Annotated in this window: 13 protein-coding genes; 4 read left to right on the plus strand and 9 right to left on the minus strand. The window is 40.5% G+C overall.

Features of this window, described 5'->3' with window-relative positions; genetic code table 11:
- Positions 1–2: 2 nt before the first annotated feature.
- From pyrH to ACVWYN_RS02480, 3 genes are all read left to right on the plus strand, one after another.
- The gene (gene pyrH, locus ACVWYN_RS02470) at positions 3–707 is read left to right on the plus strand and encodes a UMP kinase (protein WP_457287233.1); all 705 of its coding nucleotides are present in this window, start codon (positions 3–5) and stop codon (positions 705–707) included.
- 8 nt (positions 708–715) lie between these two features.
- Positions 716–1,279 carry a ribosome recycling factor gene (gene frr / locus ACVWYN_RS02475; protein WP_457287234.1) on the plus strand — a complete coding sequence of 188 codons (564 nt, stop codon included), beginning with the start codon at positions 716–718 and terminating at the stop codon, positions 1,277–1,279.
- A 110-nt stretch (positions 1,280–1,389) separates the two neighbouring features.
- A complete protein-coding gene (locus ACVWYN_RS02480; protein WP_457287235.1) occupies positions 1,390–3,138 on the plus strand; it encodes an ABC transporter ATP-binding protein in 1,749 nt (582 codons plus the stop codon).
- Here ACVWYN_RS02480 and ACVWYN_RS02485 read toward each other — a convergent pair whose 3' ends face one another.
- The 6 genes from ACVWYN_RS02485 to ACVWYN_RS02510 all read right to left on the minus strand — a co-directional run bounded on the left by ACVWYN_RS02485 (position 3,139) and on the right by ACVWYN_RS02510 (position 9,298).
- Positions 3,139–4,425, minus strand: a complete 1,287-nt coding sequence (locus ACVWYN_RS02485) for an MFS transporter (protein WP_457287236.1) — start codon at positions 4,423–4,425, stop codon at positions 3,139–3,141. It abuts the gene before it with no gap.
- A gap of 31 nt (positions 4,426–4,456) precedes the next feature.
- Positions 4,457–5,089: a thiamine phosphate synthase gene (locus tag ACVWYN_RS02490; RefSeq protein ID WP_457287237.1), complete on the minus strand. Its 633-nt coding sequence runs from the start codon at positions 5,087–5,089 to the stop codon at positions 4,457–4,459.
- 3 nt (positions 5,090–5,092) lie between these two features.
- Complete coding sequence (locus ACVWYN_RS02495; protein WP_457287238.1) at positions 5,093–7,348, minus strand: TonB-dependent receptor; 2,256 nt, start codon at positions 7,346–7,348, stop codon at positions 5,093–5,095.
- 227 nt (positions 7,349–7,575) lie between these two features.
- Positions 7,576–8,106, minus strand: coding sequence for an AAA family ATPase (locus ACVWYN_RS02500; protein ID WP_457287239.1), 531 nt, complete (start codon positions 8,104–8,106; stop codon positions 7,576–7,578).
- On the minus strand, positions 8,090–8,704 hold the full coding sequence (gene pnuC / locus ACVWYN_RS02505) for a nicotinamide riboside transporter PnuC (RefSeq protein ID WP_457287240.1): 615 nt from the start codon (positions 8,702–8,704) through the stop codon (positions 8,090–8,092). Before pnuC ends, ACVWYN_RS02500 begins: the two co-directional genes overlap by 17 nt.
- 72 nt (positions 8,705–8,776) lie before the next feature.
- On the minus strand, positions 8,777–9,298 hold the full coding sequence (locus ACVWYN_RS02510; RefSeq protein WP_457287241.1) for a hypothetical protein: 522 nt from the start codon (positions 9,296–9,298) through the stop codon (positions 8,777–8,779).
- A gap of 178 nt (positions 9,299–9,476) precedes the next feature.
- Between ACVWYN_RS02510 and carB the strand changes: the two genes are divergently transcribed.
- Entirely contained in the window at positions 9,477–12,293 is a 2,817-nt protein-coding gene (gene carB / locus ACVWYN_RS02515; protein ID WP_457287242.1) for a carbamoyl-phosphate synthase large subunit, read from the plus strand.
- A 33-nt stretch (positions 12,294–12,326) separates the two neighbouring features.
- On the opposite strand, the gene ACVWYN_RS02520 is transcribed toward carB, so the two are convergent.
- The 3 genes from ACVWYN_RS02520 to radA form a co-directional block, all read right to left on the minus strand.
- Positions 12,327–13,289: a DUF3137 domain-containing protein gene (locus tag ACVWYN_RS02520; protein WP_457287243.1), complete on the minus strand. Its 963-nt coding sequence runs from the start codon at positions 13,287–13,289 to the stop codon at positions 12,327–12,329.
- On the minus strand, positions 13,290–13,847 hold the full coding sequence (locus ACVWYN_RS02525) for a LemA family protein (protein WP_457287244.1): 558 nt from the start codon (positions 13,845–13,847) through the stop codon (positions 13,290–13,292).
- Positions 13,848–13,920: 73 nt separating this feature from the next.
- Positions 13,921–15,297, minus strand: coding sequence for a DNA repair protein RadA (gene radA, locus ACVWYN_RS02530; RefSeq protein ID WP_457287245.1), 1,377 nt, complete (start codon positions 15,295–15,297; stop codon positions 13,921–13,923).
- Positions 15,298–15,389 lie beyond the last annotated feature (92 nt).

The following is a 15,389-nucleotide window of genomic DNA, read 5'->3' on the forward strand; positions in this document are numbered from 1 at the left end:
CCATGAAGTATAAAAGGATCCTGCTAAAGTTAAGTGGCGAATCGCTAATGGGCGACAAGCAATACGGAATTGATAACGAGGTTGTAAGAAAGTACGCCGAAGACATTAAAGCTGTTCACGACGAAGGTCTTGAGATCGCTCTTGTAATTGGAGGTGGTAATATTTTTAGAGGTCTTAGCGCAGAGAAATCGGGAATGGAAAGGGCACAGGCTGATTACATGGGTATGCTTGCTACGGTCATCAACAGCATGGCGCTTCAGGATGCATTGGAGAAAGTAGGCTTGAAAACAAGGTTGCTTACTGCCATTAAAATGGAACAGATTTGTGAGCCTTTTATTCGTAGAAGAGCGGTTAGACACTTAGAAAAAGGGCGTATCGTTATTTTTGGCGCAGGAACAGGTAATCCTTATTTCACAACTGATTCTGCAGCTGCGCTTCGCGCCATAGAAATTAAGGCTGATGTGGTATTAAAAGGAACACGTGTTGATGGTATTTATACTGCAGACCCGGAGAAAGATCCTGCAGCGACAAAGTATGATGAAATCTCTTTTAAAGAGGTTTATGCTAAAAGCCTGAATGTAATGGACATGACTGCATTCACCCTTTGTGAAGAGAACAAACTTCCGATTATTGTGTTTGATATGAACAAAGCCGGCAATTTTATGAAGATTGCTAAGGGAGAAAAAATAGGAACATTAGTTAGATAAATTTCATTATGAATGACCTCATAAACAAACAATTACAAGATGCCCAGGCAGCAATGGACAGAGCAATTTTGCATTGCGAGTCTGAACTGACAAAGATCCGTGCAGGAAAAGCTTCTGCAGGAATGCTTGATGGTATCATGGTTGACTATTACGGGAGCGCAACTGCGCTTAGCCAGGTGGCAAGTATAAATACTCCTGATGCCCGCACGCTGCTTGTACAGCCTTGGGAAAAGTCTTTATTGGTTCCAATTGAACGTGCAATTATGGAGGCCAATATTGGCATTAATCCACAGAATGATGGTATTGTAATCAGACTAATGGTTCCGCCTTTAACAGAGGAAAGAAGAAAAGACCTGGTTAAAAAGGTAAAGGAAGAAGCAGAACGTGGCCGTATAACGGTACGTAACATCCGTAAAGATGCCAACGAAAAAATCAAAAAGCTGAAAGGCGAAAGCGTTTCTGATGATGAAATCAAAACTGGCGAAGCTGAAGTTCAAAAAATAACGGATGCCTATATCATTAAAGTTGATAAGCACGCCGAAGTGAAAGAAAAAGATGTAATGACGGTTTAGGTTACATTATAATTTTTAAGTAATATAAAGGGAATGAAGCAAATGCGTCATTCCCTTTGTTTATTTTTGATAAATAACCCTCTTAGGATTAACCAGACAACTAATATTTAATGAAATTACTTTTTAGCTATTTAAAGAATTACAAGAGCCTTATATTTTTGGCGTTGTTTCTTGCAGCGGTCAACCAGATCTTTTCTTTTCTTGATCCTTATGTATTTAGGCTGATCATCGATAAGTACGTCACCAATTACAAACATTTTACCACTCAGGAGTTTATTAGGGGTGCTGGTGTGCTGATCCTTTTGGCAATGGGCGCTGCGATGGTATCCCGAATTGCTAAGAATTTTCAGGATTATTATGTGAATGTGATTACCCAAAGGTTAGGTGCTCAAATCTACTCTGATGGATTGGCGCATTCTCTTGAATTACCTTACCAGGTTTTCGAAGATCAGCGTAGCGGAGAAACGCTTGGTATTTTGCAAAAGGTTAGAACTGATACTGAAAAGTTAGTGCAGGCAGTAGTAAACGTTTTGTTTACCAGTGTAATCGGGATTATTTTTGTTACGGTATATGCCATAAACGTTTACTGGGTTATAGCTGTAGTTTATTTTTCTTTTATTCCGCTGTTGGGATTTTTAAGCTCTTTTTTGAGCAAACGTATTAAAACCGTTCAGAAAAGTATTGTCGCCGAAACCACCGCATTGGCGGGTTCTACTACTGAATCTTTAAGGAATATTGAACTGGTTAAAAGTTTGGGTTTAGCCAAGCAGGAGATTGGCAGGTTAAATACCACAACTATTAAGATCCTGGGGCTGGAGTTAAAGAAAGTGAAATACATTAGAAGCTTGAGCTTTATACAAGGAACTTTTGTAAACTTATTGAGGAACGGTCTACTCTTTTTGATGATGTACCTAATCTTTGCCGGCCGGATTAGTGTTGGGGAGTTTTTCTCTTTATTTATCTACTCCTTCTTTATTTTCGGTCCGCTACAGGAGCTTGGAAATATCATCAACGTATATCGTGAGACTGAGGTTTCCCTTGGTAATTTTGAGCGCATTATGTCGATCCCGAAAGATAAGAAACCAGATAATCCTGTACCGATTGACCAGATTACGCAATTGGAGTTTGATGAGGTTGGATTTAAACACCAGTCTGCTTCTACAAATGCCTTAAACAGGATCAGCTTTAATACCAGGATTGGGGAGACCATCGCTTTTGTGGGTCCTTCAGGCTCTGGAAAAACAACACTTGTAAAATTATTGGTTGGACTTTATGATGCCAAATCTGGCGAGATCAGGTACAACGGAATTGTCAGTAAAAATCTTGACCTCGATATTCTAAGGGAAAAGATTGGCTTTGTAACGCAAGACACTCAATTGTTCTCCGGAACCATTAGAGAAAATCTCCAGTTTGTGCGGCCCAATGCTACTGATGAAGATTGCCTTCGGGTATTAAATCAGGCAGCCTGCCAGAATTTGCTGGCAAGGGCCGATAAAGGTTTAGATACCGTTATTGGAGAAGGTGGCGTAAAGGTTTCTGGTGGAGAAAAGCAGCGATTGTCTATTGCGCGTGCACTTCTGCGTAATCCAGATATTTTGGTATTTGATGAAGCGACTTCTTCGTTGGATTCTTTAACTGAAGAAGAGATTACTGCAACTATACGTGATGTTTCTGATATTGCCAATCACATTACTATTCTTATTGCGCACAGGTTATCCACCATTCGCCATGCAGATAGAATCTATGTACTTGAAAAGGGTAATGTAATTGAACAAGGAACACATGATGAGCTGGTAAACCAAAATGGTTTATACTATGCCATGTGGAGACAACAAATTGGTGAACGCGAAAGTGTTTAGTTAGCCAACTGAATTAGTTTGTTCGTTAATTTCCTGAAGACTCAGTTTTGTTAGTTCTTTTGTTTTGAAATAGGTGATGCCGGCTATAATGATGGTCATGCTGCCTCCGAAGACTACTGCGGGCACGGTTCTCATTAGTTTTGCAGTAAGGCCTGATTCAAATGCCCCAATCTCATTAGATGAGCCAATAAACATGCTGTTTACTGCCGATACTCTGCCACGCATCTCATCTGGTGTAAGTAGTTGCATAATGGTTGATCTGATGATGACGCTTACGCTATCAAATGCACCTTCCATAAACAGGAAAACCAGGGTAAGGTAAAAGCTTTTGGAAAGCCCATAGCAAATAATGCTGCTGCCAAAACCGACAATTGCTATCAGCAGGTTTCTCCATGGTTTGTTCATAGGAGAAAATACCGTCATGGTGAGCATGGTTAATACTGCACCCAGAGAAGCCGCCGCACGCATTAATCCCAATCCTTCTGAACCTACCTTAAGAATGTCATTTGCAAATACAGGCAATAAAGCTACTGCGCCTCCAAAAAATACAGAGAACAGATCCAGACTCATAGCACCTAACATCATTTTGCTTTTGAAGACAAATTTGACACCCTCCGTCAGACTTTTAACAATACTCTGTGCAGGTATAAATGTTGGCGGGTGTGGTTTTAAAAAGAAAATACAAACCAGTGCTATAGAGATAAACACGATGATTACGAAATAAGTAACGGTAATTCCCTCGTAAGCATAGAGCAATCCACCCGTCATAGGGCCTAAAATAGAAGCTGCCTGCCAGCTAGAGCTGTTCCATGTACTGGAATTTGGATACAATTTTTTAGGGACTATCTGCGCCATCAGGGAGAAGGTTGCCGGACTAAAAAAGCCCCGTGCTATTCCAATTCCAAAAACCATCAGGTACATGATAGGGACAATTGAACTTGTCGGCACGTATTGATGCATTTGTTTTGTAGTGGCGATGAACATAACCAGTGAGCATAGAAAAACACCAGTAAATACTTTTAATAGTAATCCTCTCTTTTCAGATTTATCTGCTATATAGCCGCCGTACAAAGCAATGCTAATCGCTGGTATTGCTTCGCAAAGACCTACCAAGCCAAGTGCCAGTGGGTCATGAGTAAGGTGGTAGATGTGAAAGCCGATAATAACAGCCTGCATTTGGTAAGCGAAAGTGAAGAAAAAGCGCATACCCAGGTAGGAACGAAATTCTCTGTAAAGGAGCGCGGCATAAAAGGGGATGGGTTGTTCTGCGGGATCAGTATTGTCCAAAGGGATAAAATTTTAGACAAATGTAGAGAGTTTACATGACTTTATCGTAAAAATCAAGGTAGGCATTTCTCATATTATCAGCTTGGTTTATTGCTGATGAAGCTGCTATACCGAAAATTCCTGTGGCCATTAGTTGATCGATATCATCAATAGTAACTCCGCCCACCGCAAGTACTGGCAAATCAATTTGCTTTTCTTTTAAAATCAGCATCGCATCTGCATATCCTTTAATGCCCAATAGTGGCGCATTATTGGGTTTTGTTGTGGTTGTTTTAAAGGGGCCAAAGCCCGCATAATCTGCACCCTGCTTTGCTAGGTGGAGTAATCCTTCTACCGTATTTGAGGAGCCGCCAAGCGTTATTTCCTCCCCAAGTTGCGACTTTAGTAAACTGAAATTGGCATCCATATCTTCGATGTGAAAGCCCTGAATATCGGCCTTTCCGTTAAATTGGATGTGATCTGTAACGATCAGGGTAGCTCCCCAATCGTCACATAAATCAGCAATCACATTGATATCTTTAAGCAGTTCATCATCCCCCTTTGTTAAACACCTGTACTGGATCCATTTAGCACCTGCTTCACAAGCAATCCTAGCCTGCTCGGTGTGCGTATGTTGTTCAATATCATGTGTAATAAAATGGAGCTTCTCGATGAACTTCTTCATGTTTTAAAATTTGAGGTTAAGCGAAAGTAGGAAATTTGTTCCTGCCTGCGGGAAATAAAAGTTTTCTGTAGTAACCGAACTTTGATATGCATAGCTATAAGTATAACCATTGCTCTCGTATTTCCTATCCAATATGTTGTTTACCAGCAAACCAATGTTAACATTTTTTAACCCTTTAAAGTTAAAGTCATACCCCAACCTGGCATTGTTAACCCAGTAGGCATCCAATTGTCTGCTGCTATTTTGAGTATTATCAATAAACTGCTTGCTTACATATTTTGTTTGGATAGCCAGCGCAAGGCCGCTTGCAGGTTTATAGACCAGCTCTCCAAATAATACAGAAGCCGGAGAGAATGAAATATCTGGATTGGCATAATTGGTAGCTATGATGTTCACTACGTCACCATTATCATCATACTCTGAAACATAATCCACATAATCCTTAATCTTGTTTTTACTGAATGCGGCGTTTGCATTAACTGCAAATTTAGGATTGATGACGTAAGAAGCCTCTAACTCAATACCGGCCCGGTAGCTTTTAGCCGCGTTTTGACGGTAGGCGTCAGCAAAATCATTGATCTCTCCGGTAAAAATCAGTTGGTCTTTGTAGAACATTCCATAGGCGGTTGCACCAACATTTAACGCGCCATACATATAACGATACCCCAACTCCACATCATTTAACCTTTCCGCTTTTGGTAGCAGACCTGCCCTGATATTGGTAAAGTCATCACGGTTAGGTTCTTTATTCGCTACACTGAATGAGGCATACAGGTTACTTTGTTCGTTGAATGTATAAGTTGCACCAACCTTAGGATTAAAGAAATCATACTTATTGTTGAAATCCAATGGTATCAGGTTTTTATCATTGCCACCAATCTTGTAATCCACTTTTCTGTACTGAAGGTCCGCAAACAAGCTTAGTTTTTCTACAGGAGCGTAATTCACTTTACCATATACATTGAAATCGGCTTTATCTCCTTTGCCATCAAAATAGTGGCGGAAATTATCACCGGTAGAAGCATATTGAGCCCAGATTACTTGTCCGTAATGCTTGCCATTATACTGGTTATAAGCGCCACCAAAGACAAAGCTCAGGTTAGATTTTGCAGCATAATTCAAGGCAAAAGTTGCACCGTAGAAAGCATTGTCCAGCCATCTGCGGCGAACCAGGTCTGATTTGCTTATCGTTGTTGCACCGATAACTACATTTGGCAGACCATATTTACTGAATTTATCGTCCGACTTAAATTCTTCAAAATATCCTTTCCCGTCGGTATAATGCAAAGCTCCATTTAAAGATAGCTTTTCATTTAACTGTCTGGCATATAAAGCCTGGTAGTGTGTTTGGGCGTAATTGTCGTTCTGGTCTTTGTAAGTAAATGAATTGTAGGTGCGGCTATTGGAATTCAGTAAATTTTGTGCGTCTGCATCTGACAGGTAATTCCGTGCGATATAGGCTTCCATTTCTGCCTGGTCTCCATTTAAACGCGACTCAGGAACGCCGTTCCAAGCCTGGTATGTCTTTTCCGTTCCTGAAAAGATGTTTACTCTAAATAAGTCCTTTTTACCGTGGTAAGCACCTGATAGGAAAAATGACCTTAGATCAGAAGCAGCCCGATCAATAAAACCGTCTGATTTGATGCGGGATAATCTCCCATCGAAACTCCACTTGTTATCAATCAACCCTGTGCCTATCTTAACCGTGTTTTTTAAGGTATTGAAAGAGCCATAAGTATTGTTGAGTTCTGCGTAAGCCTTGTCTGCAAATGACGCAGTTTGGATGTTAAGGCTTCCGCCAAAAGCACCTGCACCATTAGTGGATGTGCCTACACCACGCTGAATCTGTATATTGTCTACAGAGGAAGCAAAGTCGGGCATGTCTACCCAGTAGGTACCCTGACTTTCGCTATCGTTGTAAGGAATGCCATTTATGGTTACGTTTACCCTGCTGGCATCGCTACCGCGAATTCTAATTCCGGTATAGCCTACACCTGCACCTGCATCAGAAGTGATCACCACGCCTGGCGTGTTGTTTAAAAGAAAAGGAAGATCCTGTCCGAAATTGTTTACCTCTAATTCTGCTTTACTGATGTTTTTATAGGTAGCGGCAGATTTAGTTCCGGCCCTTGTAGCCTTTACAATGATCTCGTCAAGTTTGATGAGCGTATCTCTTTTTACGCTAACAATAGATTTGTTTTGTGCATGAATTAAAAATGGCACAATCAGCACAGCAAGTGTTAAGATTAATTTTTTCAATGTTTTACATTTTTAAGTTAAACCACTGTAAGTAAGGGGTACTTACAGCCCAGTTAAACTCCATAACTCCAATCCCTACGCCGGCATTATCCGGATCAGGTGCATATATCTTTTAACAGATATAATGGGTATGTTCTCAGCCCGTTTTTGTGTTTTTTACAAAACAAGGCACCCCTTTTTGATGGGGCAAATGTATATAAAATTTTTAAACCAAATAATATTTTGTATTAAGTTGTCTTTAAAAACCGCTCTACTGCAGCTATTGCATTGCTGGTTCGATCTTTTATGCCCCTAACGACTACATAATTGGCATTTAGAGCCTTTAACTCCTGATGCCAGGTGTTTAAAAAATGCTGTCTTTTATGTGGGAAATCCCTTAGGGGATCTTCCTGCCATGGCAAATCTATATCCATAAGGAGGTAAAGATCATAATGGTAAACCAGCAATGCATCCAATACAATTGATGGTGTTTCACCAAATACCTCATCACTCCAGATCTTAACGGTGATAAAGGTGGTGTCGCAAAAGATGAGTGGCTTTTCTGCAATAGCGAGAATAGCATCTTCAAGAGCCAACTGTCCGTGGAACATGTTTACCTCGTCCTGTAAATTACAGGGTTCAGTTAAGGCAGCGCAATAATAGCGTGCATACTCTGGTACCCATAAGGTATGGTAATGCTTTGCGAGTTCATGTGCAATGGTAGACTTTCCGGTGCTTTCCGGACCAACGATGGCTATTTTTTTAATTTCCCTGTTCACGGTATATTTTTTTCCAGTCTAAATATCCTATTGTGGCAATGTAAATATAGAGCGCGTACATGATGGCCGTTGCATATAAATCTTTAGAGATGTAAACGCCGACGTAAATAATGTCAACAAAAATCCAGATGAGCCAGTTTTGCAATACTTTTCGCGCCAGGAAAATCAGTGCAATTACGCTGCATGCCGTGCAAAAACTGTCGATAAAAGGAAATGAGGCATCGGTTTGTTTGTGTAAGACGAGTCCAATAATCCCGGTAAAAGCAAAAACACCAAGAATGAAAAATAGGATTTCTTTTCGAGTAATCTGACTAATAGGGGTGGACAGTTCTGGGTTATTTCTGTTCTTGCTCCAATAGTACCAGCCATAACAACTGGTAGCCAGAAAATAAACCTGCAGGCCCATATCTGCATATAGCTTGGATTCTAGAAAGATGAAGATGTAGATGACTACACTAACAATGGCTATAGGCCAATTGTATATGTTGTTTTTTGCGGCAAGCCACACACATAGAATTCCTGTAAAAACACCGCACCATTCCAATGCACTGGTTTGAAGAAACAATTGCTGGAAACTATCCCTTAACACATCAATCATAAATCAAAAGTAACGAACCTTCGGATTTCTGCAATAGGGTTGTGCTCAATCTGGAAAGAATAGCAATAAATATTACTGGGTTTTAGGAATAGAAGTAAAACTTAAGGATGTTTTAATGCTGATATCAGCAGTTGTATTGTTTCTAAGCACATATTCCATTCTAACACTAATACTGCTGCCTTTCACATAATTATCCAGAAAGCGGGAGTTGTCGATATCCAAAACCAGATCAGAACCGATATTTGCTTGAACATCATTTCTTGAGGCTACCATAACCTCACCACTGCTACCACTGGAGATAAATAACTTAACAGATTTGAACATACTAAGACTAGTGTTTGCAGGGTTATAGGCCGTCAATTTTGCAGAGGCGATTCTCACCTCTTTGATGTAATTGGCCCCATTCTGATTGCCAAAAACCTGGTCTATACTAGTGGCAGACGAGCTTGCTGAAATGGTAGTGCCGGTTTTGCCTGATGCCGGAATTATAATATTAGCCGTATAGGGTAGGGTAGATTTAATGATGGACTGTACAGTTGCACAGCCGGCTATTGCTAGCGTGGCGACGAAAACAAATGGAAGTAATTTTTTCATAAACTGGCTATTGCAAAAGTCGTTCCAACTGTTGTTAAAGCGGCTTATCTCCTTTTTTAAAAAATACCTGAATTATAATGTGCAAAAGCGTAACTTTGCATCCCGACAGAAGAGTCGGTGATCTATGTTGATGATCAATATATCTCCCGGACGATTCTGGCTATAAATAGATCATTTTATGCCAAAAGACACCTCCATACGCTCAGTACTGATTATCGGATCTGGACCCATTATTATTGGCCAAGCCTGCGAATTTGATTACGCAGGATCCCAGGCAGCATTATCCTTAAAAGATGAAGGAATTGAAGTTTCTATTATCAACTCCAATCCTGCTACTATTATGACCGATAAGGTTATTGCAGATCATGTTTATCTCCTACCATTAACAGTGGCTTCTATTGAAGAAATTTTGATAGAACGTAAAATTGATGCTGTATTGCCTACCATGGGCGGTCAGACAGCCTTAAACCTTTGTATTGAGGCAGAAGAGCATGGTATATGGGAAAAATACGGTGTCAGGATAATTGGCGTTGATACCGCTGCAATTGAGAAAACTGAGAATAGGGAAGCATTCCGCCAGTTAATGGTAGATATAGGCGTAGGTGTGGCACCTTCAAAGATCGCCAACTCCTTTCTGGAAGGTAAAGAGGCTGCACAATCAATTGGATACCCGCTAGTTATACGTCCTTCTTACACGCTTGGCGGTTCAGGTGGCGGTTTTGTTCATAAGAAAGAAGAGTTTGATGCAGCACTGAAACGTGGTTTAGAAGCTTCTCCAACACATGAAGTGCTGGTAGAAAAAGCAGTTTTAGGCTGGAAAGAATATGAATTGGAGTTGTTGAGGGATAGTAATGACAATGTGATTATTATCTGTTCTATCGAGAACTTTGATCCAATGGGTATCCATACAGGAGATTCAATTACTGTTGCACCGGCCATGACCCTGTCAGACCGTTGCTACCAGGATATGCGTAACCAGGCAATAAAAATGATGCGTGCCATTGGTAATTTCGCCGGGGGCTGTAACGTTCAGTTCTCTGTTAACCCGGATAACGACGAAATTATTGCGATAGAAATTAACCCAAGGGTATCCCGCTCATCTGCGCTGGCAAGTAAGGCAACCGGATATCCTATTGCGAAGATTGCTTCTAAATTGGCAATTGGTTATAACCTTGATGAGATTGAAAATCAGATCACTAAAACAACCTCCGCATACTTTGAGCCAACGATAGATTACGTAATCGTTAAGGTGCCAAGATGGAACTTTGATAAGTTTAAAGGTGCCAATATGGAACTAGGCCTGCAAATGAAATCTGTAGGTGAGGTAATGGCAATTGGTCGCAGTTTTATAGAAGCATTGCAAAAAGCTTGTCAGAGTTTAGAGATAGGCAGGGCAGGATTAGGCGCAGATGGAAAACATAATAGAAGCATTGATGAGATTATGTACGGTCTTGAGCATGCCAGCTGGAACAGGTTGTTTCTAATTAAGGATGCCATGAGTATGGGCGTTCCATTAGAGTCCATCCGTAAGGTTACACGTATTGATAAATGGTTCTTAACACAGATCCAGGAATTGGTGAATCTGGAAACAGAAGTAAAACGTTACACGCTGACAAACATTCCGAAGGAATTCTTATTTACATTGAAACAAAAGGGATTCTCTGATATCCAGATTGCTTACCTTTTAGGAAATGTAACTGAAGACGAAGTATACGACAGAAGAAAATCTCTAGGGATTAGTCGCGTTTACAAAATGGTTGATACCTGCGCAGCAGAGTTTGCCGCTCAGACACCATACTACTACTCCACATTTGAGGATGAGAACGAATCTATCCCATCAGATAAAAAGAAGATCATTGTTTTAGGATCAGGACCTAACCGTATTGGACAAGGAATTGAGTTTGATTACTCTTGTGTGCATGGTTTACTTGCCGCAAAAGAAACCGGGTTTCAAGCCATCATGATCAATTGTAATCCTGAAACGGTTTCAACAGATTTTAATATGGCTGATAAGTTATACTTTGAGCCGGTATTCTGGGAGCATGTTCGCGAGATTATAGAACTTGAAAAACCAGTAGGTGTTATTGTACAACTTGGTGGTCAGACTGCACTTAAGATGGCCGAAAAGCTTCATGAGCATGGAATCAAGATCATTGGTACTTCGTACAACGATATGGATGTGGCGGAAGACAGGGGCCGTTTCTCTGATCTGCTTAAAGAACTGGGTATTCCTTATCCAAAATATGGGGTTGCAGAAAATGCGGAAGAAGCAATTGTAGTGGCCAATGAAGTAGGCTACCCAGTATTGGTTAGACCAAGTTATGTACTAGGTGGACAAGGGATGAGCATTGTTATCAACGATGAGGACTTGGAGAAAGCTGTAGTAAAACTACTTGGAGATCTTCCTGGCAATAGGGTATTGATTGACCATTTCCTGGACAGGGCGGAAGAAACAGAATCTGATTCTATCTGCGATGGTGAGGATGTACATATCGTCGGGTTGATGGAGCATATTGAGCCAGCAGGTATCCACTCTGGAGATTCGTTTGCTGTATTGCCACCTTTCAGTTTATCTGAAAAAGTCATTAGCGATATGGAGGCTTATTCCAAGAAAATAGCGAGGGCATTAAACGTTATTGGTTTGCTAAATATCCAGTTTGCTGTTAAGGATGAAAAGGTTTATGTGATCGAAGCGAATCCAAGGGCATCCAGAACGGTTCCATTTATCGCTAAAGCTTACGATGTGCCTTACATTAACATCGCTGCAAAAGTGATGCTGGGTGTAAATAAATTGAAAGACTTTACTATTGTAAGGAAACTGGAAGGTTATGCAATAAAGGAACCGGTATTCTCTTTTGATAAGTTTCCTGAGGTAACTAAAGAATTAGGCCCGGAAATGAAATCTACAGGAGAATCTATTCGATTCATTAAAGACCTGGAAGATCCATATTTCAGAAAGTTATATAAAGATAAGTCCATGTATTTGTCTAAATAATAAAAAAAGTCCCGAAAGGGACTTTTTTTACAACTAAGATTTCCCCCAGATTCTGGTATTGAGGTCTAGCTCTTTGATGATGCCATACATAAATCTAATTACTCCCAGATCTTCCTCAAGAAATTGCCCGTCTAGCAGGCTTTTAAAAACGGGTGGTTCAAAATAATCTTTAGATAGCGGGAAGGCCATATAAACATAGCTGTCTGTAAATGATACCGAGATGGTGTCTTTGCTTTTATGATTCAGCTCGCATAGTCTTTCCATCATTGCGGGTGTTAGGATATACCTTGCTTCTACCTGATCAGTTGAATAGGTGACAAATGTTTTGCAGAAATCGGGACTCTCCAGCTTTACCAGTTCCTTATCCGATGATGAAAAGATGCTTGCTTTGTCAGATATCCAGGCACCTATAGCCGCTCCAAAATCCTTTGGGCGTACTACTGTTGTACCATTAAAATTCTTATTAAAATCTGCGCAGAATACGATGCCTTTTAGAATGGTATGCCAGTGCTCCTGTCTGCCGTTTTTTGTTTGCGTAACCGTTTTGTATTCTGCATGTACCTCAGAAAATGAAAATCGGGTATTACCAGCACTGCCCTGAACTTGATCCTGACTATTGTAACGATCCGGCCGTTGTGTAAAAAGTTGAGATGAAATGAAGTTTCCTTCAGATAGGCCACTTTCATATTTTAGCTCCAAACTGTTGTCTATAGATTTCAGTGCCGCACCTATAACCCGCTGCTTAAACTCATGACGGTATTCGCTGAATTTTTGAGATGCTTTACTAAAGATGATAAAGCCTATAATCAGCGTAATTCCACCTGCAATTGCACCAGCCAGGAGCAAATCACTTAAAATAAATCCAGCCGCAACAAACAGAACCCCCGTCCCGATAATCAAGTAACTCTTCAACTTAGCAGATGAAACTTCCTTGCGTTGAACTTCTAATTCAATTAATGTATTTTGAAGGGTAGAGGCGATCGTTGTATCGGACATTTAGCTATTAAAAAGAGATTTCGCACTGATATTCTGACGCTCCTCTTCTGTACTGGACAATACAGCTATAGATTGATAATTTAACATGCCCGCAAAAAGGCTTCCCGGAAACATCATAATGGCATTGTTATAGTCAGTAACAGAAGCATTATAAGTTCTTCTTGCCGCTGCAATTTGTTCTTCACTTTCTGTCCAGGTACTTTGTAAGTTAATAAAGTTCTGACTGGCCTTTAGATCTGGATAGCTTTCCACACTCAACATCAAACTCTTTACCCCGGCGCTAAGTTGTTTGTCCAGGTCTATTTTTTGCTCAGTGCTTAGGCCGGCGTTTCCTGCCTGACTTCTCAGTTCTACTATTTTTGTCAGCGTGGCAGATTCGTGGAGCATGTATTGCTTTACAGTTTCCACAAGATTAGGAATAAGGTCGAACCGTTTTTTAACCATTACATCTATTGCAGAAAAGGCGTTTGTTACCTGGTTTTTTTTACCAATAAGAGAATTGTAAAACGTAATACCGAATAGTAGTATTACAATGAGAATAATGGCTGCGATAATCATAGTATCAGATTTAGTGATACAGCTAATATATAAATTATTAAGAAATATATGAATAAAGATAATTGATCTCTATTTATCCAAATAATTCAGAAAATACGTCTTCAATTTTACTGGACGCCTTGATTTGGATACCGAATTTATTCTTGTCCAGCCCTTTCATATTAAATGCAGAAATGAATATCGTTTCGAAACCAAGCTTCTCTGCTTCCAATATTCTTTGCTCAATTCTATTTACTGCTCTAATTTCACCAGATAGGCCAACTTCGGCAGCAAAACAGGTTTTTGAAGAAATAAATATATCCTCATGTGAGGAAACAATAGCTGCAAGAATGGCCAGATCAATTGCAGGATCTTCTACCTTAATCCCGCCCGCAATGTTTAGAAAGACATCACGTGTGCTCAGTTTAAAGCCACAGCGTTTTTCCAGTACTGCCAACAGCATATTCATTCTCTTGGTATCGAATCCATTTGCAGAGCGCTGAGGCGTTCCATACGCAGCTGTGCTCACTAAAGCCTGTGTCTCTATTAACATCGGCCTTGCGCCTTCAAGAGTAGCAGAAATTGCAATCCCGCTGAGTTCCTCATCCCGCTGAGATAATAGTATTTCTGATGGATTGGAAACTTGCCTTAACCCGCTCGCATGCATGCCATATATACCCAATTCCGCCGCTGCGCCGAACCTGTTTTTTATGGCGCGCAGTATTCGGTAAACATGGTTTCTGTCTCCCTCAAACTGAAGTACAGTATCTACCATGTGCTCCAAGATTTTCGGACCAGCAATTGTCCCGTCTTTGGTAATGTGACCGATCAGAAATACAGGCGTATCTGTTTCTTTGGCAAAGCGCAACAACTCTGCAGCACATTCTCTTATTTGCGATACACTGCCTGGTGTGGATTCTATGTGTGCGGAATGAAGTGTTTGTATAGAGTCTATGATGAGTACATCCGGAGCAGTATGTTCTATCTGTTTAAAAATATTTTGGGTAGATGTTTCTGTTAAGATAAAGCAGTCTGCCGTTGGATTAGTTGTTATTCTTTCCGCCCTCATTTTAATCTGGTGTTCGCTCTCTTCTCCCGAAACGTATAAGATTTTCTTACCAGAGATGTTTAGTGCCAATTGTAGCATTAATGTTGATTTACCAATACCTGGTTCTCCACCAATAAGGATAACAGAGCCGGGGACTATTCCGCCACCTAATACCCGGTCAAGCTCTCCATCTCCACTTGGCATTCTCTCTTCCCTTGTGGTTTGAATATCTGTAACCTTAGTCGGCTTATTAACCCGTTGAGTTTCCGACGGACTTTTCCAGGAGGGGACTTTAGCTGGAGTTTTTTCAACTACTTCTTCTACAAAAGTGTTCCACTGCTGGCATGAAGGGCATTTGCCTAGCCATTTTGCAGATTCGTAGCCACAACTCTGACAAAAGTATGCTGATTTGATTTTAGCCAATTGATTTCAATTAAAAAACGTTTACGAATTTAGGGTATATTATAATAAGTTGTAAAAATAAACAGGCCCGAATTCATTGAATTCAGGCCTGT

The sequence above is a fragment of the Pedobacter sp. UYP24 genome (genome assembly GCF_054057295.1).

Coding starts and splice junctions, on each gene's coding strand:
- pyrH (WP_457287233.1), top strand. CDS start 3: ATGAAGTATAAAAGGATCCTGCTAAAGTTAAGTGGCGAATCGCTAATG.
- frr (WP_457287234.1), top strand. CDS start 716: ATGAATGACCTCATAAACAAACAATTACAAGATGCCCAGGCAGCAATG.
- ACVWYN_RS02480 (WP_457287235.1), top strand. CDS start 1,390: ATGAAATTACTTTTTAGCTATTTAAAGAATTACAAGAGCCTTATATTT.
- ACVWYN_RS02490 (WP_457287237.1), bottom strand. CDS start 5,089: ATGAAGAAGTTCATCGAGAAGCTCCATTTTATTACACATGATATTGAA.
- pnuC (WP_457287240.1), bottom strand. CDS start 8,704: ATGATTGATGTGTTAAGGGATAGTTTCCAGCAATTGTTTCTTCAAACC.
- ACVWYN_RS02510 (WP_457287241.1), bottom strand. CDS start 9,298: ATGAAAAAATTACTTCCATTTGTTTTCGTCGCCACGCTAGCAATAGCC.
- carB (WP_457287242.1), top strand. CDS start 9,477: ATGCCAAAAGACACCTCCATACGCTCAGTACTGATTATCGGATCTGGA.
- ACVWYN_RS02520 (WP_457287243.1), bottom strand. CDS start 13,289: ATGTCCGATACAACGATCGCCTCTACCCTTCAAAATACATTAATTGAA.
- ACVWYN_RS02525 (WP_457287244.1), bottom strand. CDS start 13,847: ATGATTATCGCAGCCATTATTCTCATTGTAATACTACTATTCGGTATT.